This window comes from Mycobacterium sp. NGS61, from assembly GCF_059812325.1.
Map to the genome: position 1 here is coordinate 361758 of NZ_JCALCL010000004.1, position 19443 is coordinate 381200.

Genomic DNA, 19443 nt, shown 5'->3' on the forward strand with positions numbered 1-19443 from the left:
CGGACGGCGCATGACCTGAGTACAGGGCTCGGTGGATCAGTCCGGGCTACGGCTTGATCCGGATCTGTCCCGGCGACCACAACCCGCTGCGCGTCGCCTCCCCCAGATCCAGCCGTGCCGGCGGCGCGTCGACCAAAGTGTCGAACTTGCGCAGCGACCCCCAGTCCCGCGCCCAGTCCCGGGACAGGTACGTAGCCATCACGTGCGCGTTGAGCAGCAGGTCGGTGATGCCGAGCAGGCCGCCGTTGGTGCCGTCCTCCCAGGTGTCGGTGTCCAGCTTCTTGGCGTTGTAGTCCGGGGTGATGCGGAACCGCGGGATCTCGGTGACGCCGTTGGTGTGCAGCATCGGCTGCTGGCAGGGGAACGCCAGCCCGACCGCCCAGTCCAGCAGCACCGGCTGCGTTGAGCCGACGTATTCCTGCAGGGAGCGCAGTTCGGGCACCCGCGGCGGAGTGATGGCGATCCAGTCCTCCGGGGTCAGTGACAGGTCCTCGGCCACCACCCGCACCGCGATGGCGTCGGCGGGCATCTTGTCGCGGGCGAACCGCAGGTTGCGCCACGCCTTGGGCTGCTCCCCGTACAGGTCGTCGGGCACCAGTCGCCCGGCCGGGACCAGCGGGCCGGCGCCGGGACGGGCGTACTCCAGCACCACCGTCTGGCCGGTGGTGTAGTGGTGCAGCACGCTGTTGCCGGTGATCTTGCCCGCCGCGGTGATCACCACCAGCGGATGACCATCATCGGGTCTGGGTAGCGAGTACCACGCCGAAGCGAGTTTGCTCTGCTGTTGGGCGCCGGTGGTGTAGGTGCCGGCCAGCGGCACCTGCGCCGGATTGAGTTGGTAGGGCAACGGCACCGTCGAACCATTGATGCCGGGGGTCTTGAGCTTGGTGGGCGCGTCCCAGTCATGGTCGGTGCCGGGCTGGTTGGGCTTCATCACCACCGCCTCGGCGACGGTGTGTTCAGGCACCCCGTTCGGCGAGAAGCCGACGGGATCGGTGCCACCCAGCGGACCCAACGGTCCGTAGTCGCCGGGTAGCGGCGTCATGAAACCGTCGTTGGGATTCGGCTCGACGAGTACGTCGTCGGCCAGTCCGCAGCCGCCGGTGAAGGCACGCAGGTTGGACCAGCCGTTGGAGTACGTGGGGTACTGGCGCACGATCCCGATGCCCATCGACGCGACGAACACCAGCACCATGAAGCCGGCTGCCAGGGACACCGGAGCGGTGGTGAGCAACCGGGCCAGCTTGCCCTCGCCGCTGCTGCGGGGCGCGAAATGCAGCCAAGCCGCGTACACCGCGGCCAGCGCGAACAGCACGAAAAACATTGTGCTGACGGTGATTCCGGCGATCTTGGGCATGGTGCTGTTGAACGGCACGCCGTAGCTGGACACATACCACCACCCGTTGGTGGTGGCGAAGGACAGGGCCACCACAAACAACACCGCAGCCAGGAAAGCCATCCGGTTACGCGACCAGCGCAGCACCGTTGGCGACACCAGCACCGTCGTCAACCCGGCCATCGCGGCACCCACCGCAGCGAACAGGCCGAAGTGATGCACCCACTTGGTGGGGGCGAACATCAGGAAGAACATGGTGCCGAAAATGACGCCCATCAGCCGCCAGGCCGGCCCGCGGGCCACACCGGGAATCCGCTTGCGGCGCAACATGATAAATACCCCGGTGAACAGACACAGCGCGGCGATCAGGAACCCGAACCGACGCGACAGCGACCCGTCCACCGTCGGCAGGAACAGGTAGTAGTAGCGCAGGTTTTCGGTGTACCAGGCCTGGCTCGGTCCGATCTTGCTGCGAACCCTGGTGGCTTCCAACACCGTTGACAGCGTCTGGTCGGCGAACACCACCGTCAGGATGATGGTGCCGGCGGCCAGCATCGGCGCCAGCAGCGGCAGGGTGCCGCCGACCATGCGCCGGCGTTTGGCCAGGATCCGCAGGATCGGCCGGCCACCGGCCACCAGTGCGGCTACCGCGATCAGCCCGGTGGGTTGCACACCCAGGGTGAACGCCGCGGTGATGATGGCCAGCGCCGCCGGGGTCAACCGGCTGTAGCGCATCGACCGCTCGATCAGCACATAGGTGACCAGCGAGCCGAGTGCGATGATGCCCTCCGGCCGCAGGCCGTTGTTGAACGGCATCCACGCGGTCAGCAGCACCATCGCTGCGGCCCAGTTGGCGGGTTTGCTGGCCGCCACCGCCGGACCGAGCCTGGGCAGCACTTCGCGGGACAGCAGCAGCCAGCACACCAGCCCGGCGAACAGGTCGGGCAGCCGCATCCAGATGCTGGCGTCGCTGACGTGGGTCATCAGCGCCAACAGGTTGTAGTACCAGCCGAACGGGTCTTCCGGACTGCCGAACCAGCGGAAGTAGTTGGACATGTAACCGGCCCGGTCGGCGACGCGGGCCATGCCCAGGATGTAGCCGTCGTCCGAGGAGTTGGCCCCGATCACGTGCCACAGCAGGAACGCGAAGATCATCACGCCGTCGAGCAGAGTGAACGTGCGCCAGCTCGCCGGTATCCAGCGCCGCATCCGGTGGCCGTCCAGCTGGTCGAGGCGCCACAGCGCGATCAGCGCGACCATGGTGGCCACGATGGCGCCGACCATCGCCAGCAGCTTCAAGGTGGTCGGGGTGGTGGAGAACCGGGTGTCGATGGTCGCCGAGAGTTTCAGCTGCGGCGGCGCCGGCCCGATGAGGTCGGTGAACACCCCGACGATCTGCGGGCGCAGGTTCGGGTCGGGGAAACCGCCGCGCAGCGGCCCGCCACCGGGATCTTTGAGCCCGATGAACTGGGCGAAGGTGCCGGCGTGCGTGGAGGAGATGTCGATGCGCTCGCAGTTGGGGGAACGCATCAGCTCGCGCGGCACCGACAGGATCACCACGTTGCGGTCGGTGACGTCCACCCGCTTGGCGCTGACCACCACGAACAGCGCGTTGAGGTTGGCGTCCTTACCCTGCTTGGGCGCGGTGCCCAGGATCACGCCGCCCTCAGCTGGCATGTCGCGTTCGATGCTGCACGGCACCGAGGCTTTGAAGTCGACCGGTGTCAGTGAGATCAGCGGTGCGGTGACGCTGTTCAGTTGACCGTTCTGCGGCCAGTTGAGCATCGCGGTGGTCTGCACCACCGGCAGCAGCGGTGTCGCGACGGACAACACGAACCCGATCAGCCCGGCGATGGTCGCCACCCACCGGGTCGCTTTCACGTGGCTCGCGCCCGGGTCTGCGCCGGGGTTCGCGGCGGTCATGGCAGCGCCCTGATGGGTCCCTGCCGGCTCCAGCCGGGGACGGTGACCACACCTTGGTCGACGACGGCATCCGGCGCCCGGTCCGGCGGGACCAGCCGGTGGAACTGCTCCACCGATCCCCAGTCGCGATACCAGTCACCGCTCAGGTACGTCGAGATCGTCGACGTCCACTGCAGCGCCTGGGTGAACATGAACGGCCCGCCGGTCTGGGCGGACTGCCACAGGTTCGACGACACCGCGGTCTGTTTGTGGTCGGGCAGGATCCGGTAATCCGGGAGTTCGGCGATGCCGAGATGTTCGGAGAACGGCCGCTGGCAGGGGAAGTTGGCGGCGGTCGCGATGTCCATCAGCACCGGCCGCTGCGAACCGATCAGCTGCTGTAGGGGCTGCAGTTCCGGCACCCGGGGCGGGGTGAACGCGAACCACTGTTCGGAGCTCAGGTTCGGGTCGTAGGCCACGATGCGCGCCAGGTTCGCCTCCGGCGGGGCCCAGGCGAACGGGAAGCGCAGGTTACGCCAGGCCGGTTGCGGCCCGAGATCGATGGGGAACACCTCACCGAGTGGAGCGATGTTGCCGTCGGGTTTGGCCACACCCCACTGCAGTTTCAGCGACTGGCCGTACATGAAGTCGCCGTCCTCCTTGTAAGACCAGATGGCCCCGGCGGCCGAGACCACCACCAGCGGCCGGTCCGGCCTGCGTGCCGGCAGCTGGTACCAGGCTGAGGTGGCGCGCGCGGCCAGGTTGTTCTCGCCGTAGCTGCCCATCACCGGGGTGGTCGCGGGGTTCAGCCCGAACGGGAGCGCGGCGTGGGAGCCGTTGACGCCGACGGGTCCCTTGCCGCCGGCGGTGCCCGCCAAGTCGGTGATGGCCGCGTTGGGTTTGTTGGGGGAGGCGTCGGAATTGACCACCCCGGGCTTGCTGACCACGGGGTCGGATTGCAGATTCTCGCCCACGCCGTCGGGTTTGAAGCCGAACGGGTTGAGCCCGCCCAGCGGACCGTCCGGCCCGAACTGCTGGTTCGGCGCGGGCTGCAGCATGCCGGCGTTGGAGTCGGGTTCGGCCAGCACGTCGTCGGCCATCGCGCAGCTGCTGCTCGACTCCAAGGCCCGCAGGTTGGCTTTGGCCGTGGTGTAGAGCGGATAGCGGAACACCGCGCCCTTGGCCATCGAACCGACCTCACCCAGCACCATGATCACCGCCACCACCAGCAGCGGTGTGGAGGCCAGCACCCGGTTGCGCCGGTTGTTCTTGACCTCGGTGTGTCCGGCTGAGACTTTCCGGAAGTCCATCCGGAAGTGGTACCAGGCGCCCAGCAGGCCGGTGAGAATCGACAACGTCAGGAACATCGACGTCACCGGGTGGCTGGCCACGACCGGTTGAATGTCGTACCACGGCACGCCGTAGTTGCCGACGTAGAACCAGCCGTTGATGCCCGACGTAGCCCACGCCAGCACGAACAGCAGCGCGGTGACGTACAGGGCCAGGTTGCGGCGGCTGTGCAGGCCGATCCGGGCCACGCTGAAGCTGGTGACCGCACCCAGCGCGCCGGCCAGCCCGGCGAAGACGCCGAATTGGATCGCCCACTTGGTCGGGGTGAACGTCAGCAGCAGCAGGCCGATCGCCGTGCTGCCGATCAGTCGCCAGGCCGGTCCGGAGGCCAGTCCGGGCACCCGGCCGCGCCGCAGCAGCACGAACAACATCCCGAACATGCACAGCAGCAGGATCAACGCGGCGAACCGGCGCGCCATCGAACCGTCGGCGTTGCTCTCCACGGTGAGGAAGTAGTAGCGCAGGAAGTCCTGGTACCAGGCGATCGTCGGCCCGACCGTGTACTTGATCCGGGCGGACTCGGCCACCGTGGCCAACGTCTGCGACCGGAACACCAGCACGGTGATCAGCGACAACGCCGCCGCCAGCACTGCCAGCGGGGCCAGCACGCCGTCGACGGCGCGGCGCCGGCGAATGGTCTGCGCGATGGCGCGGGCTCCGGTCAGCAGCGGTGCGACCGCGATCAACCCCTGGGGGGCCAGCGTCACCGTGAACACCGCGACGATGATGGCCACCGCGGCCGCCGCCAGGCGGGCCAGGCCGATCGACCGTTCCACCATCATCCAGGTGATCAGCACACCCAGGGCGATCAGCGGCTCGGGCCGCAAGCCGTTGTTGAACGGCAACCACGCGGCGATGAACACCGCGCCCGCGGTCCACACCGCGACCCGGTTGGCGGCTAGTCCGCCGGCGCCCGGCCCGAGCCGGCGCAACACGCAGTGGCTGATGATCAGCCAGCAGGCGATGCCGGCCAGGGTGGCGGGCAGCCGCATCCAGACCCCCGCCGTGCTCACCTGCGTCATCGTGGACAGCACGCTCAGATACCAGTCGAACGGCGCGTCCGTCGTCCCGAAGTAGCGGTAGTAGTTGGCGACGTAACCGGCCTTCGGCGCCACCCGGGCCAGGGTCAGGTTGTAGCCGTCGTCGGAGGTGATGGCACCGATCAGATGCCAGCCGAGCAGCGTCGCGATCACCCCGGCATCGGCGATCCAGGTGGCCAGCCCGACCCGCCCGGTCCGGGGCCGCTGCCCGCGTGGGCGGTAGCGCGCCAACCAGGCGACCGACGAGCGCCAATGCCGTACCGAATCGCCGCGGCCGAGCCGGTCCAGCGCGCCCAGCGCGCCGATGGCTACCAGGACGGCCAGCACTCCCAACACCATCGCGACGGTTTTCAGCGCGGTGGGCGCCAGGATGAACCGGGTGTCGACGTCCACTCGGGCCGACAAACCGGGCTGGGGCGGCACTTTCAGGTCGGTGAAGATACCGCCCACCTGCGGCTTCTTCTCCGGGGGCAGCTTGCCCGCCGCGTTGGGGATTCCGACGAAGTCCGCGCCCGCGCCGCCGGCGTCGGCCCAGACATGCAGCACTTGGCAGCCGCCGGCGGCGATGGCCGCCCGCGGCGCCACGGCGGCCACGGTGTCGCGAAACGCGACGACGACGGTGTCCTTGTTGGCCCGGACGAACAGGCCGTGCTTGCCGGTCTGGAAGCCGTCCGCCGGCAAGGTGGACAACACCAGCCCGCCGTCAGCGGGCAGGGTGGCCATCGCCGAGCAGGGGATGGAGATGTCGAGTGCCCGAGGTGCGCCGGAGACCAGCGGCGCCGTGATCTGGCTGATGTTGCCGTCCTGGGTGCCCTGCGGCCACCGGATGGTCGCGGTGGTCTGCCGCACCGGCAGCAGCGGGACCAGCAGGCACAACAGCAGACCGGTGACCCCGGCGACGACGGCGATCAACCTGGCGATCCGGTGGGATCGCTCATTACCGTCGGGGGACACGAGGCTCGATCGTAGGCGACGCCGGTCAGTGCGTTGAGGATGCAGGGCCGCTGGGGGGCTCTGTGCCTGACGCCAATGCGGCCTCGTCGTCGACGGCTAACCGCTAGTCTTCGGTTACCGGCAGAGCACCCTGGGGGACGACGTGGGCAGGAGCGAATACCGTTTCGCCACGCGTGCGCTGCGTGAAGGACGCTTGATGAGGCCGTTCCGAGCGGCCGCCGCGGCGTGCTGCTTCTGTCTGGCCGGTCTGGTCGTGGCGGTTCAGTTCGTGCCGAGCGGTCCCGCGGGGCCGCTCGCCAGCTGGGTGCAACTCGGTATCGCCTGCACCGGTGTCGCCTACGGCGTGGTGTGGCTGCTCGGCCACTGGCCGAGATACCGGCAGGCGCTGGCCTTCGCGATGTGGGGGGACGTGGCGATTGCCGTTGCGGCCGCGACCATGGCGACGCCCGAATCGCGCCTGTGCGCCACGCTGTATCTGGGTCTGATCGCTGTCTTCGCCGCGTTCCTGCTGGGTACGGCTGCGCTCTTATGGCATTGCGGATTCGCCACCGGGGTGATCGGGGGGATCACCGTTTGGGCGGTGATCGTCGACGACGCCGACGCCTTCGGCCTGTTCGTCTACTACATGCCCGCGCTGACCTGGGTGGTCGTTGTGCCCCTGACCGGCGTGGTGTTGATCGAAGGTGGTCGCCGGGCGATCCGCCGCACGGCGCGCTCAGCGCACTACGATCCGCTGACCAGGCTGCGCAACAGACGCGGACTGAATGCCTCGTTCGAGGTCGCGGTTCGACGACAGCCGCCGGGCGCCACGGTGGCCGTCGCGGTGTGTGACATCGACCGGTTCAAAGCCCTCAACGACGCGCACGGCCACTCGGTCGGCGATGCCGCCCTGATCGCGTTGGCTCTGAAGCTGCGGTCGATCGCACGAGCCGAGGAGATCACCGCACGGATCGGCGGCGACGAGCTGGTACTCGTCGTTTTCGGAAACGAGACCGACGACATGGCTGCGCTGTTGCACCGGCTCGACGCTATGACGTTCACCCGGATCGACGCGGTCTCCCTGAGCGCGAGCGTCGGCGTCGCGGCGCACGCGGCCGCCCAGGATCCGTACTTCTCCCTCGATGATCTGCTGCGGAAAGCCGACGCAGCCATGTACGAAGCGAAGCGGTCCGGCGGCGGAAGCCTGCACCTGCACCGTGCGGACCAGCCGAAGCCGTCCGACGCCGCCGACAGCGCGAGGGCGTGACCGCGGTCAGCTCTTGCGCAGCGGCGCCGGATCCCACAGGCCGCTGCGGGTGACCGTGCCGAGTTCGAGGCGGGCGGGCACGGCGTCGGGGTAGAACGGCGACAGCCGCTGCAGCGCGCCCCAGTCCCGGAACCAGTCGTCCTTGAGATAGCTGGCCACCGTGGTCGCGCGGGCCAGCAGTTCGGTGATTCCCAGCGGGCCGCCGCCGAGGTGATCCATCACCGGGGAGTTGGCTTCGGCGCCGAACCGGTCGGGCAGGATGCGCCACTTGGGCGCCTCGACGACGCCGTTCTGGTGGCCGAACGGCCGCTGGCACGGGAACGCCAGCCCGACCAGCCAGTCCAGGAACACCGGATCGTTGGGGCCCACCACGTCCTGCAGCGTGCGCAGCTTCGGGACCCGGGGTGGGGTCAGGCCGATCCAGTGCTGCGGGGCCAGGTCGTCGTCGTCGGCCACCAGGCGGATCTGCGTGGCGGAGTCGGGGATCGCGGACAACGGCGTACGCAGGTTGCGCCAGGCCGGGACCGCGCCCACATCCGCGAATCCCATTGAGCCACCGTGCTTTCCGGCGGCAGCCTGTTCATCGGTGGCCCACTGCACCTGGACCTCGCGCGGGTCGAACCGGCCGGCCGCCGTGACCACCAGCAGCGGCGTCTTGCTGCGCTGATCCTTCGGTGGCAGCCGGTACCAGCCCGAGCGCAACGTGGCGGGCACCTGGATTCCGGAGCGCCAACTGCCCAGCACCGGGACGCGGGCCGGTTCCAAGTTGAACGGCAGGCTCGCCCGGGAACCGTTGATGCCCGGCGCGGCGGTGGTGCCGCCCTCGGTGCCGGGGTCGCTGCCGGTGACCACACCGTCGTCGCTGGCGAAATTACGGTCGCCCGGCCGTTCCATCACCGGGTCGGCAGAGACGTCGGCGGGAATTCCGTTGGGCGTGAAGGCTTCCGACAGACCCGCACCCAGCGCGTCGGCGACCGGCGCACTCACCGGTTCCAGCATCCCGGCCACGGGGTCCAGTTCCACCAGTACGTCTTCGGCCAATCCGCAGGTGCGGCCGGTCAGCGCCTGCAGATTGGAGCGGCCCACCGTCCAGGCCGGGTACTGCGAGATCATCGCCGAGGTGAGCGAGGCGACTTCCATCAACACCAGCAACCACGTCGCAACTGCCAACGGGGACTGCAGGATTCGCGAAATCGGAGCGCCGACGCGGGTCTGCTGGAATTTGCCGGGCCGGTCGTCGTCGGTGGTTTTGAAGTGGAACCACGCGGCGATGAGCAACACCACCACGGTGAGTTCCAGCAGCGCGGTGGTCAGCGACCAGCGCCACTTCGGGAACGAATTCGACCACGGCACACCGAAGTTCGACACATACCACCAGCCGTTGACGCTGGCGAACGACATGGCCATCACGAAGATCACCACGGCCGCGAACATGGTGCGGTTACGCCGAGACCGCATCGCCGCGCCGGTCACCGCCACCGCGGCCAGCGCGCCCAGCGAACCGGCCAGCCCGGCGAACACCCCGAAGTGGTGTGTCCACTTGGTGGGGGTGAACATCATCGCCAGGAACGAGATGATGGTGATGCCGATGATGCGGCGGCTCGGGCCGGCCGCGGTGCCGGGGATGCGGCCCTTGCGCAGCGACATCGCCACCGCGATCGCCAGCGCGACCAGCAGCGCCAGCACCGCGAAACGGCGCGCCACCGAACCGTCCGGGCTGGGCATGAACAACCGCTCGTAGCGGATGTGCTCGTCGAACCATTTCAGGCTCGGCCCCACCGCCTGCTTGAGCAGGCTGGCCTGCATCTCGCTGGCCAGCGTCTGATCGCGGAAGATCAGGATCACGGTGACGGTGGTGGCGGCCAGGATCGGCGTCACCAGCGGCAGGATCCCGAACTGCTTGGAGCGCCGGTGCAGGATGGTGCGCAGCGGGCCGATCGCCACCAGCAGCGCACCGATGGAGGCGATACCGGTCGGTCCGGAGAACAACGTCAACGCGCCGATGATGCACGCCATCGCCACCGGCAGCAGCCGGCTGGTCGCCACCGCGCGTTCCACCGAGCACCAGGTCAGCAGGATGCCCAGGGCGATGATCGGCTCGGGCCGCAGGCCGTTGTCCAGCGGCAGCCACACCACCAGGAACATCCCGGCCGCCGTCCACGCCGCGGCCCGGCTCTTCTTGACGGCGTGACCCAGTCGGGGGATGACTTCCCGGCTGATCACCCACCAGCAGGTCAGCGCCATCACCAGGACCGGCAGCCGCATCCAGATGCTGGCCGTGGTGACGTGCGCCCAGATCGCCAGCAGGTCGTAGTACCAGCCGAACGGCGCCTCGGGCGTGCCGAACCAGCGGTAGTAGTTCGCCATGTAGCCGGCGTGTTCGGACACCCGGGCCATGGTCAGGATGTAGCCGTCGTCGGAGGTGTTCGCGCCGACGAAGTGCCACCACCCCAGCACCGCGATGACCAGCACGTCCAGCCCGCCGACCGACCACCACCGCGACGGCAGGAACCGGCGGTGGCGGGTGCCGTCGGCGGTGTCCAGAATGTGCAGCGCGATCAGCGAGGCCGCGGTCATCAGCAGCCCCAGGACCATCGCGGCCATCTTCAGCGTCGTCGGGCTGGTGCTGTAGCGGCTGTCGACGGTCGCCGAGAAGCTCAGACCCGGTGGCGCCGGCCCGGACAGGTCGGTGAACACCCCCACGATCTGCGGCCGGAAGTCGTACCCGCTCTTCTCGCCGCGCAGCGGCTGGCCGGGATGCTCGGTCGTCGGACCCTGCTTGAGTCCCACGAATTCGCCGATGACCCGGTCCGCGTGCGCGGTGAACGTCATGCGCTGGCAGGACGGTCCCAGCACCTCGCTCATCGGGGCGGTGACCACCGGCACGTTGCGCACGATCAGCACCAGGTCGTCGTTGACGCGTTGCAGCAGCAGCCCCCGGTCGATGGCTTTGGGGGCCTGTTTGGGCACTGTGGACAGCAGGACCGTCTTGCCGGCGTTCTGCGGACCGGCCAGCCCGGCGGCGGCCTGGCAGGGCACGGTGATGTTCAGGTCGGTGGCCACGTAACTGATCAGCGGCGCATCGACGCTGCCGAAGGTGCCGTTCTGCGGCCAGTTGAGCTGGGCGGTGGTCTGCTTGACCGGTAGCAGCGGCGTTGCCAGGGCCAGGGCGGTTCCCAGCAGACCCGCGACGACGGCGACGAGCCGAGCGATTCGGTAGTTTGCTCCCGGTTCGCTCACGGAGGTAGATGCTAGTTGTTGAGCGGCGGTGGGTGCCGTGTCGGTCGCCATCAGCCGCTCGGCCTGCGGACGGCCACCACGAACGGGCCGATGGTCTCGACGGCGAAGCGCGGGTCGCTGAACAGCGCCGCTTTGAAGTCCACGGTGTAGCGACGGACGTTGGGCTGGTTGGGGTAGACGTCCTCGGCCAGGCGAAGCGTGTAGGTGTTGCCGGCGCCGCGGCGCATCAGGAAGACGGTCGGTGGTGGCCAGGGCAGCGTGTCCAGTGCCCGGATCAACTCGTCCGCAGTCTTGAGCTGGGACCAGCTTTCGATCGCGCCGGCCCGCTTGTCGAACTGCGCCAGCGGATTCGCATAGTGCGACGTCAGACCCTGGAAGCCCCAGTAGGGATAGAACGACAGGAAGCTGTAATCGGCGGTGAGCACCACGGTCTGATCGCGCGGTTTGCCGGTCACGTGCTGGATGGCGGCGTCGACGGCCGCGTAGTACTTCTCCGCGCCGGGCGGGCGCCGGTCGCCGCGCTGGCCGTCGCCGCCGGTGTCGGTGTAGGCGATGGTCAGGTCGGGCCGCAGCACGTCGGGAATGTCCTGGCTGAAGGCGATGGCCCCGGTGAGCCCGATCGCCGCGGCGACCGGGAACCACGCGCGACGGCGCCTGGTCAGCGCGTGCACGCCGTCGATGAATCCGAAGACTCCGGCCGCGACCAACAGCACCGACAGGGTGGGCTGCAGCCGGAACGAGAGCAGGGTGGTCCGCGCCAGGGTGGTCAGCATCGACAGCAGCGACCACAGGTAAACCGCCAGCACGCCGATGGCCAGCCCGCCGGCCCGCACCGAGCTGCGGGCCCGGATCACCAGCCACAGCGTGCCCAGCAGGCACATCGCGCCCAGCAGCGAGAACTGCAGCATCGGGAAGGTCAGCTGGGCGCCGTCGGCCGGCAGGTAGTGCTGGGCGCTGCCGGTGTTGCTGACCGGGTCGCGCAGCGCGCGCGACAGGAAGGGCAGCCAGGTGATGGATCCGATCACCGCCGCGATCACCGCCATGACGGCCAGTCGGTACAGCGGGTCCAGGGCGGCTCTCTTGTCGGTGCGCCATCGCGCAGCGGCCAGGCCGAGCGCCATCAGCGTTACCGCGAATGCGGTGTAGCCGAACAGCAGGGTGTACCAGGTGGCGGTGAAGCCGAGGAACAATCCGGCGCCGACGACCGCCGCCCAGCCCGCTGTCCCGCCGAGCGTCACGCCAGCGTGGCTTTCGCCGTCGAGCGTCACGCCAGCGTGGCTCCCGTCGACTGTCCCGCCGGCTGTCCCGCCGAGCGTCACGCCAGCGTGGCTTTCGTCGTCGAGCGTCACGCCAGCGTGGCTCCCGTCGACTGTCCCGCCGGCTGTCCCGCTGAGCGTCACGCCAGCGTGGCTGTCGTCGTCGAACGTCACGCCAGCGTGACGCTCGACCGAGGGGCGGGCAGCCGCCCGCAATCCCGACCAGGTCAACACCAGCACCGGCGGCAGCAGCACGGTGATCATCGCGGCGTAGGGCTCCGGGGAGCTGTAGGCCAGCGTCACCGCCGCGGCGGCGGTGGTGACCAGCAGCGCGTACTCGAAGCGGATCATCCGCCACCACAACACCAGCGCGACAGCAACCGCGACAGTGATCGAGGTGATCGCCCACGGCTTGAACGCTTCCCAGCCCGGCGTCCCGGTGAGTGCCGCCGCCCGTCCGCCGATCCAGAACCAGCCCGGCGGGTAGAACGGCGGCAACCCGAGGTAGGTCATGTCGCGCAGCTGCGGACTGTCCGTCAGCCGGGTCAGGTATTCGGTGCGGAACTGCTGGTCGACGGAGATCCCGAACAGGTACAGCTTGGTGGCTCCCAACGGCATGCCGAGCGTGACAACGGTGAACGCCGAGACGAACACCAATCCGCCCAACCGGGCCAGCCGGCGGAACCGGCCGTGCCGCCACACCAGCCCGACGGCAAGCAGCCCGGCCAGGCAGCCGACCTGGCCGACGGTGGTCAACGCGTGCAGCTGGTTGGACGACGGGAACGCCGGCCACTGCACCCGCGAAATGGCCGACAGCGCTACGACCGCTATCACAATCGCCACGAAGGCCGCAGCGGCCATCTGGCCCACGGTGGCCAGCGCATTGCGCATAGTCAGATGGGCAGCTTGCGGAAGATGCTCCGCGGGACGTGCCGCAACACCATCATCACGTAGCGGAATGTTGCCGGCGCCCAAACCAATTCCTTACCTTTAGCGGCAGCGGTGACCGCGAGGTCGGCGACGTACTCCTTGTCGACGGTCAGCGGCGCTTCTTTGGCGCCGGTCGCCTGCCAGTATGCGATCGTCGTGGTGGTGCGAACCTGGCCGGGACGGATCACCAGCACCCGAACGCCGAACTCGCGCAGTGCTTCTCCGAGCCCGAGATAGAAACCGTCCAGGCCGGCCTTGGTGGAGCCGTAGACGAAGTTCGACCGCCGCACCCGCTCCCCGGCGGCGCTGCTCATCGCGATGATCTGGCCGAAGCCCTGGGCCTTCATCTTCTCGCCCAGCAGTACACCCACCGAAACCGCTGCGGTGTAGTTGACTTCGGCGATCTGAACCGCCTTGCGCTGGTTCTGCCACAGCTCCTCCGCGTCGCCGAGCAGGCCGAACGCCACGATGGCGACGTCGACGTCGCCGCCGGCGAAGGCTCGGTCGATGACTCCGGGATGGCTGTCGGTGCTGGTGGCGTCGAAGTCGATCCATTCGACGGATTTGGCGCCGGCCGCCGTCATCGCGGCAGTGGCTTCCGCCTTGCGGGGATGGTCGGGCAAGTCCGCCAATATGATTCGCGCGGCAGCGTTGCGCAGATAGCGTTCGCAGATGGCCAACCCGATCTCGGAGGTGCCTCCGAGCAGCAGGATGGTCTGCGGATTACCGACAGCGTCCAGCACCATCTAGAGCAGCTCCAAACGTCGGGCCATGTCAGAGGCGAACACCCCTGACGGGTCAACCTTGCGGCGCACCGCAATCCATTCGTCGATGCGCGGATACATGGCGTGGAACGTCTCGGCGCTCACGCGGGAATCCTTGGCGGTGTAGACGCGGCCACCGAATTGCAGTACCCGGCGGTCGAGTTCGTTGAGGAACTCATTGATGCCGGGCTTGTTGGGGAAGTCCATCGCGACGTTCCAGCCGGCCATCGGGAAGCTCAGCGGTGCGCGATTGCCGGGGCCGAACAGCTTGAACACGTTGAGCGCCGAGTAGTGGCCCTGGGTCTGGATCCAGCGGATGATCGCTTTGAACTCGTCCATCGCATCAGGTGGGACCAGAAACTGATGCTGCGCGAAACCCATTGGCCCGTAAGCATTGTTCCAGCCACTGACCAGGTCCAGCATGTGGTAGAACTGCGACAGGTTCATGATCTTGCCGCTGTAGGTGCCACCCAGCCGGTAATACACCTCGCCGATCGCCATGAAGGACAGCTTGTTCATCGCACTGACCGGAAACACGTTCGGCACCGTAAGCAGTTGCGGTGCATCGAATTTCAGCGGATTCTTGGCCAGCTTCGGGGGCAGTTGATCCAGCGTCGCCAGACTGCCGCGGCTGACCGCAGCCCGGCCGAGCTTCGGCGGCGGACTGATCAGGTCGAACCAGGCGCTGGAATAGGTGTACTTGTTCTCGCTGCCGTCGAGGTGCACGGCGACGGTCTCGTCGAGGTCCTTGGTCGCCACGCCGTCGGCGATGAAGTACGCCGTCTCGGTCGGTGTCATCTCGATGGTGGCCCGCAGGATGATGCCGGTCAGGCCGTTGCCGCCGACGGTCGCCCAGAACAGCTCGGCCTGCTCGCCGTCGGGAGTGAGGTGGCGGATCTGCCCGTCGGCGGTGAGCAGGTCCATCGACCGCACATGGTCGCCGAAGCTGCCCGCGCTGTGGTGGTTCTTGCCGTGGATGTCGCAACCGATCGCCCCGCCGACGGTGACCTGTCGGGTTCCGGGCAGTACCGGGACCCAGAGCCCGAACGGCAGCGCCGCCTTCATCAGCTGATCGAGGCTTACGCCGGCCTCCACGTCGACGATCCGAGTGTCGGCGCTGATCGAGTGGATGCGGTTGAGCCCCGTCATGTCGATCACCAGGCCGCCGCCGTTTTGTGCGTTGTCGCCGTAGGACCGACCCAGGCCGCGGGCGATCACGCCGCGGCCGCCGGCTTCGGCGACGCGGGCGACTGCCTTGGCTACCACTTCGGGATCACGGGTCGAGAGCACATCGGCCACCGATGGCGCGGTGCGGCCGAACCCGGTCAGCCGGGTCGGGGTGGTCGGTATATCAGCGCTGAACATCGTCCAAGAGGGTACCGCGAGCCCGGGTGACGACGATGCGGGACGCGAGCGTCCGGGTGCGGCGGCGAATCGAACGCTGAAGCCGGCTCAGCGAACGCGGAAGATCACGGTGCGCTGCACCACGAAGTTGATGACCGTCGCGACACCCTGGGCGATCACGAACGCGACCGGGATCGCCCAGCTGCGGTAGTGCAGCAGCGCCAGGCACAGGTGGTTCAGACCGACCTGCACGGCGAAGGTGACTCCGTACAAGGCCATGACGGCGGCGAACCGGGAACGGCTCGGCGCGGCCTGGAACGTCCACCGCCGGTTGATCAGATAGGCGGTGATGGTGCCGATCACCACGCTGATGAACTTGGACAGGTCAACTTGCAGACCCACACCCTTGTAGAGCGCCACGTAGACGCTGAAGTCGACGATGGCCGCGAACACGCCGGTGATGACGAAGCGCAGCGCCTGGGTGGTCAGGTGCAGATATTTGTGCTGGTCCTCACCGGCCGGCACGGCGTCAGGTTCGGGCGGGAGCGTCGTCAACTGGGCAACTTCACCGAGATGAGCTCCACCTGGGTGGGGCCCTGCGGGGTGGAATAAGTCACCGTGTCGCCGGCTTGGTGGCCGGCCAGTGCCTGGCCCAGCGGGCTGCGGGCGGTCAACGTCTCGGCTTCGTGACCCACCGGCGTCTCCTCGACGATCGAGATGACGTGCATCGTCACCACCTCACCGTCGGCGAACCGCAGGGTCACCTCGGTTCCGGCCGGCAACGCATCCGACGGATCGGTGTCGGCCGGCCCGGCCTTCAACCGTCGGTCCAGTTCGTTGATCCGATCCGCGAGCACGGCCAGTTCGTCGGCACGCTGGATGGCCTCGGCGGCGTCGCCGTGGTCACCGACCATGCCGCGGTCATTCTTGACCTCGACCTCCAGCCGGTCGCGCCGCTGCCTGAGCCGGTCCAGTTCGGCAGCGAGGTTGTCGCGCGCCGCTGCTGCCAGGTCAGTTGACTGGGCTTCCTCGCTCACCTGCGCCGCCTTTTCGCCCTGTGAAGTGCCGTCGGAGATTTGTGGCTTTCAGTGATACACCACAACTATCCCGGCCGTCACTGGTATTCCGCGCGGCAGGGACCCCGTTGGCTAGCGCTGAGCGTTCTGAGCAGGCAGCGCCGTCAGCGTGATCACCTCGTTGCCGCTCTCCTGGGCGGCGATGCGCGACACCCAGGTCCGGCCGCCGGTGGCGTGCGCGAGGGTCCGCTCCACCGTGTCGAACGTCCAGGCTGCCGAGGCTTCGGTGGCGGTGCTTTCCACGATCCGGATGTCGACCACACCGCGGTCGGCCAGCAATTCGAACAAGTCGCGTTGCGGGTCGTTGGCGGCGATCAGGGTGGTGTGGCCGAACTGCCGTCGCAGCGCGGCGCCTGCCAGTCAAGTGCCGGTTCGGTTCCAGCGCAAGCGAATTCGATGTCGAACGCGAGCTCGAAACCGTGCAGGAACAGGTGCTTGCCGTCGTCGGACCAGGAACGACGGCAGCACGACAAGGCACCGAACCGCTTCCGCAGATGAGACCGCGCCACCCGGCCGATCGGGGCGTCGTCACGATGCATCGTGGCGGTATGGACGGTTTCAGCAACAGCTAGATCGGTCATGGTCATTCGGCCGCTAATTTGACGAGCTCTTGTCTGGTGCGGGTGAGGAAGTCGCGCTGGCGCTCGGCGCTGTGCCGCAATGCGCCGTAAAACGCCAGGGTGGTGGTGTCGGCGTGCGGCGCGGCGCACGCGTAGGCGCCCTCGACCAACACGCCCACCCCGTACGGGGCGAGTTCGTGGTGCACCCACAGGCCGATCCGCGTCGCCATGCGCTGCTGGACCTGGATCCCACTCGAGCACGCATCGACGATCCGGGTGAATTCCGGATGCTTCAACGGCTTTCCGCTGCGCAGGTAGCCGATGTGCACGGCACCGTGGAACGGCAGCAGGTGCTCTTCGCACAGGGAATGAAACGGGATCGGGCGCACCAGTTCGAGATCGACTTCGGCGGGTGGTGCGACGTCACCACCGATCGGATAGTGCAACAAGGTGTCGACGGCGAGCGAGGTGCCGTGGTCATGACGCAGCATGCGGCATAGCCTCGGACCGCATCCTTGGCGGATCCTCAAAGGATTCTTGGCGACGGCGGCCCTTGGCTAGCCGTTGTTGCCAGGCGAGCCATTCTGTCCGTCGCCGCCGACCTGACCCGGCCCACCCGTGCCGCCCGTCGCGCCGGTGCTGCCGCTCAAGGCGCTACCGGCTCCGCCGCTGCCGCCGCTGCCGGCCGCACCCGCCGCGCCACCGCGACCGCCCGCGCCGAAATCGCCGCCACTTCCGGCGGTTGCGCCGGTGCCGTTGCTGCCGATGGCACCACCGTTGCCGCCGTCGCCACCCACCCCGCCGGTTCCTCCATTACCGCCAACGCCCCCGATTCCGCCCGCGCCGCCGCTGCCGGCGAGCAGTCCGGCGCCGCCGCCCTGACCTCCCGCTCCGCCGGCACCGCCGTCGCCGCCCGCTCCACCGGCGCCGCCGTCACCACCATCGCCGCCGTCACCTGCCACCGGGTTGCCGGTGGTGCTGATTTGGGCGGCACCGCCGTTGCCACCGTTGCCGCCGTTGCCGCCGAAGTCGCCACCACCTCCGCTACCGCCGAGGCCGCCCGCACCCCCGTTGCCGCCGTTGCCGATCAACAGTCCGCCGCGACCGCCACTGCCTCCGGTGCCGCCGACGCCGCCGGCGCTGCCGGACATGCCCGTCCCGCCGAAACCGCCGTCACCGCCGTCGCCGCCGGTCGGCCGCGTGAAGTAATTCGCCGTAGCCGTCGCGTCGCCGCCGGCCCCGCCGTCACCACCTTGGCCGCCGTATACCCCGCCCGGTGCGCCGAATCCGCCCCGACCGCCGGTCGCCAAGGCGAGACCCGACGTGCCGGCGTTGTCATTCATGAAGCCAAGGCCACCGTCGCCCCCCGCACCGCCAGCTGCACCGGCGCCAGCCTCGCCACCGTTACCACCGGCGCCGCCTAGCCCGATCATGACCTTTCCACTGCCTGAACTGCTCGTGGCGATGCCTCGACCACCCTCTCCGCCGGTGCCGCCGCCGACTCCGGGGCCTCCCGCTGCGCCGGTGCCGCCGGTGCCGCCGCCGCTGATGATGGTCGTTCCGCCGTCGGTTGAATTGAAGGTGCCGAAGGCGCCGGTCGCTGCCGTCTGTCCGGTGGGCGTGGGGTTCACGCCACTGGTTCCGGCCAGTCCCTGGCCGCCCTGACCACCGTGACCCCCGCTGCCGAACACCGCGGCGTTGCCGCCGCTGCCGCCCATCCCGGCCAGACCGCCGTTGAAACCGGCAACCGCGGCCCCACCGGTGCCGCCGGCGCCACCGTTGCCGTAGAGCAAGCCGCCGGCGCCGCCGGCGCCGCCCACAGCACCCAGCCCGCCCCGGCCGCCGGCTCCGCCGTTGCCCAGCAGACCTGCGCTGCCACCCGAGCCCCCGGCCACTCCGGTGGCAGTGCTGTCTCCGCCGGCGCCGCCGTTGCCGAACAGCAAGCCACCGGCACCGCCGGCCTGCCCGACCCCGTTGACCGTTCCGCCGGCGGCGCCGTCACCGATCAGCGGACGGCCGAGCAGTAACTGGGTGGGTGCGTTGATCACCCCGAAGACCGCCTGTCCGGCGGCGTCCAGCGGCGCGGCGCTAGCGGCTTCGGCTAATGCATAAGACCCGCCGGCCGCATTGAGTGCCTGCATGAACTGGCTATGGAAAACCGCGGCCTGTTCGCTCAACGACAGGTAGCCCTGGGCGTGTGCGCCGAATAACACCGCGACCGCTTCAGACACCTCGTCGGCGGCCGCGGCCAGTACGCGGGTGGTGGGGCCGGCCGCTGCCGCGTTGGCGGACTGGAGTGCCGATCCGATGTCGGCCAGTCCGGTGACGGCCGAGGAAAACGCTTCCGGGACAGCGACCAAGTAGGACACCGCATCTCCAATCCGATGTGTTCTGCCCACCCCGCAACAACGTGGCGGATCGTAACCGGTGCAGCGACACCATGTC

The 19443-nt window shown here is 68.7% G+C and carries 13 protein-coding genes; 1 reads left to right on the forward strand and 12 read right to left on the reverse strand.

Annotation, left to right across the window (positions count from 1 at the left end; translation table 11 throughout):
* Positions 1-46: 46 nt before the first annotated feature.
* Together embB and AC5Y3Z_RS11750 are read right to left on the reverse strand one after the other, a co-directional pair.
* Complete coding sequence (gene embB, locus AC5Y3Z_RS11745; protein ID WP_473138635.1) at positions 47-3259, reverse strand: arabinosyltransferase EmbB; 3213 nt, start codon at positions 3257-3259, stop codon at positions 47-49.
* Complete coding sequence (locus AC5Y3Z_RS11750) at positions 3256-6582, reverse strand: arabinosyltransferase domain-containing protein (RefSeq protein WP_463826170.1); 3327 nt, start codon at positions 6580-6582, stop codon at positions 3256-3258. Before AC5Y3Z_RS11750 ends, embB begins: the two co-directional genes overlap by 4 nt.
* A 196-nt stretch (positions 6583-6778) precedes the next feature.
* Between AC5Y3Z_RS11750 and AC5Y3Z_RS11755 the strand changes: the two genes are divergently transcribed.
* Positions 6779-7828, forward strand: a complete 1050-nt coding sequence (locus AC5Y3Z_RS11755; RefSeq protein ID WP_463826169.1) for a GGDEF domain-containing protein — start codon at positions 6779-6781, stop codon at positions 7826-7828.
* A gap of 6 nt (positions 7829-7834) precedes the next feature.
* On the opposite strand, the gene AC5Y3Z_RS11760 is transcribed toward AC5Y3Z_RS11755, so the two are convergent.
* The 10 genes from AC5Y3Z_RS11760 to AC5Y3Z_RS11805 all read right to left on the reverse strand — a co-directional run bounded on the left by AC5Y3Z_RS11760 (position 7835) and on the right by AC5Y3Z_RS11805 (position 19367).
* A complete protein-coding gene (locus tag AC5Y3Z_RS11760; RefSeq protein ID WP_473138634.1) occupies positions 7835-11119 on the reverse strand; it encodes an arabinosyltransferase domain-containing protein in 3285 nt (1094 codons plus the stop codon).
* Positions 11119-13215, reverse strand: coding sequence for a galactan 5-O-arabinofuranosyltransferase (locus AC5Y3Z_RS11765; protein ID WP_473138633.1), 2097 nt, complete (start codon positions 13213-13215; stop codon positions 11119-11121). Before AC5Y3Z_RS11765 ends, AC5Y3Z_RS11760 begins: the two co-directional genes overlap by 1 nt.
* Before the next feature lie 2 nt (positions 13216-13217).
* The gene (dprE2, locus tag AC5Y3Z_RS11770; protein ID WP_463826166.1) at positions 13218-14000 is read right to left on the reverse strand and encodes a decaprenylphospho-beta-D-erythro-pentofuranosid-2-ulose 2-reductase; all 783 of its coding nucleotides are present in this window, start codon (positions 13998-14000) and stop codon (positions 13218-13220) included.
* Positions 14001-15383 (reverse strand): decaprenylphosphoryl-beta-D-ribose oxidase, encoded by a 1383-nt coding sequence (gene dprE1 / locus AC5Y3Z_RS11775; RefSeq protein ID WP_473138632.1) that lies wholly within the window; start codon positions 15381-15383, stop codon positions 14001-14003.
* A gap of 87 nt (positions 15384-15470) precedes the next feature.
* A complete protein-coding gene (locus tag AC5Y3Z_RS11780) occupies positions 15471-15836 on the reverse strand; it encodes a GtrA family protein (RefSeq protein ID WP_463826422.1) in 366 nt (121 codons plus the stop codon).
* A gap of 77 nt (positions 15837-15913) precedes the next feature.
* Positions 15914-16399 carry a GreA/GreB family elongation factor gene (locus AC5Y3Z_RS11785; RefSeq protein ID WP_473138631.1) on the reverse strand — a complete coding sequence of 162 codons (486 nt, stop codon included), beginning with the start codon at positions 16397-16399 and terminating at the stop codon, positions 15914-15916.
* Between the two features lie 111 nt (positions 16400-16510).
* Positions 16511-16726 (reverse strand): hypothetical protein, encoded by a 216-nt coding sequence (locus AC5Y3Z_RS11790; RefSeq protein ID WP_473138630.1) that lies wholly within the window; start codon positions 16724-16726, stop codon positions 16511-16513.
* A 26-nt stretch (positions 16727-16752) separates the two neighbouring features.
* Positions 16753-17025, reverse strand: coding sequence for a hypothetical protein (locus AC5Y3Z_RS11795; RefSeq protein ID WP_473138629.1), 273 nt, complete (start codon positions 17023-17025; stop codon positions 16753-16755).
* Positions 17022-17489 (reverse strand): GTP cyclohydrolase I, encoded by a 468-nt coding sequence (locus tag AC5Y3Z_RS11800; protein ID WP_473138628.1) that lies wholly within the window; start codon positions 17487-17489, stop codon positions 17022-17024. The genes AC5Y3Z_RS11795 and AC5Y3Z_RS11800 overlap by 4 nt, the downstream gene beginning before the upstream one ends.
* A 66-nt stretch (positions 17490-17555) precedes the next feature.
* Complete coding sequence (locus tag AC5Y3Z_RS11805) at positions 17556-19367, reverse strand: PE family protein (protein ID WP_473138627.1); 1812 nt, start codon at positions 19365-19367, stop codon at positions 17556-17558.
* Between the last annotated feature and the right edge of the window lie 76 nt (positions 19368-19443).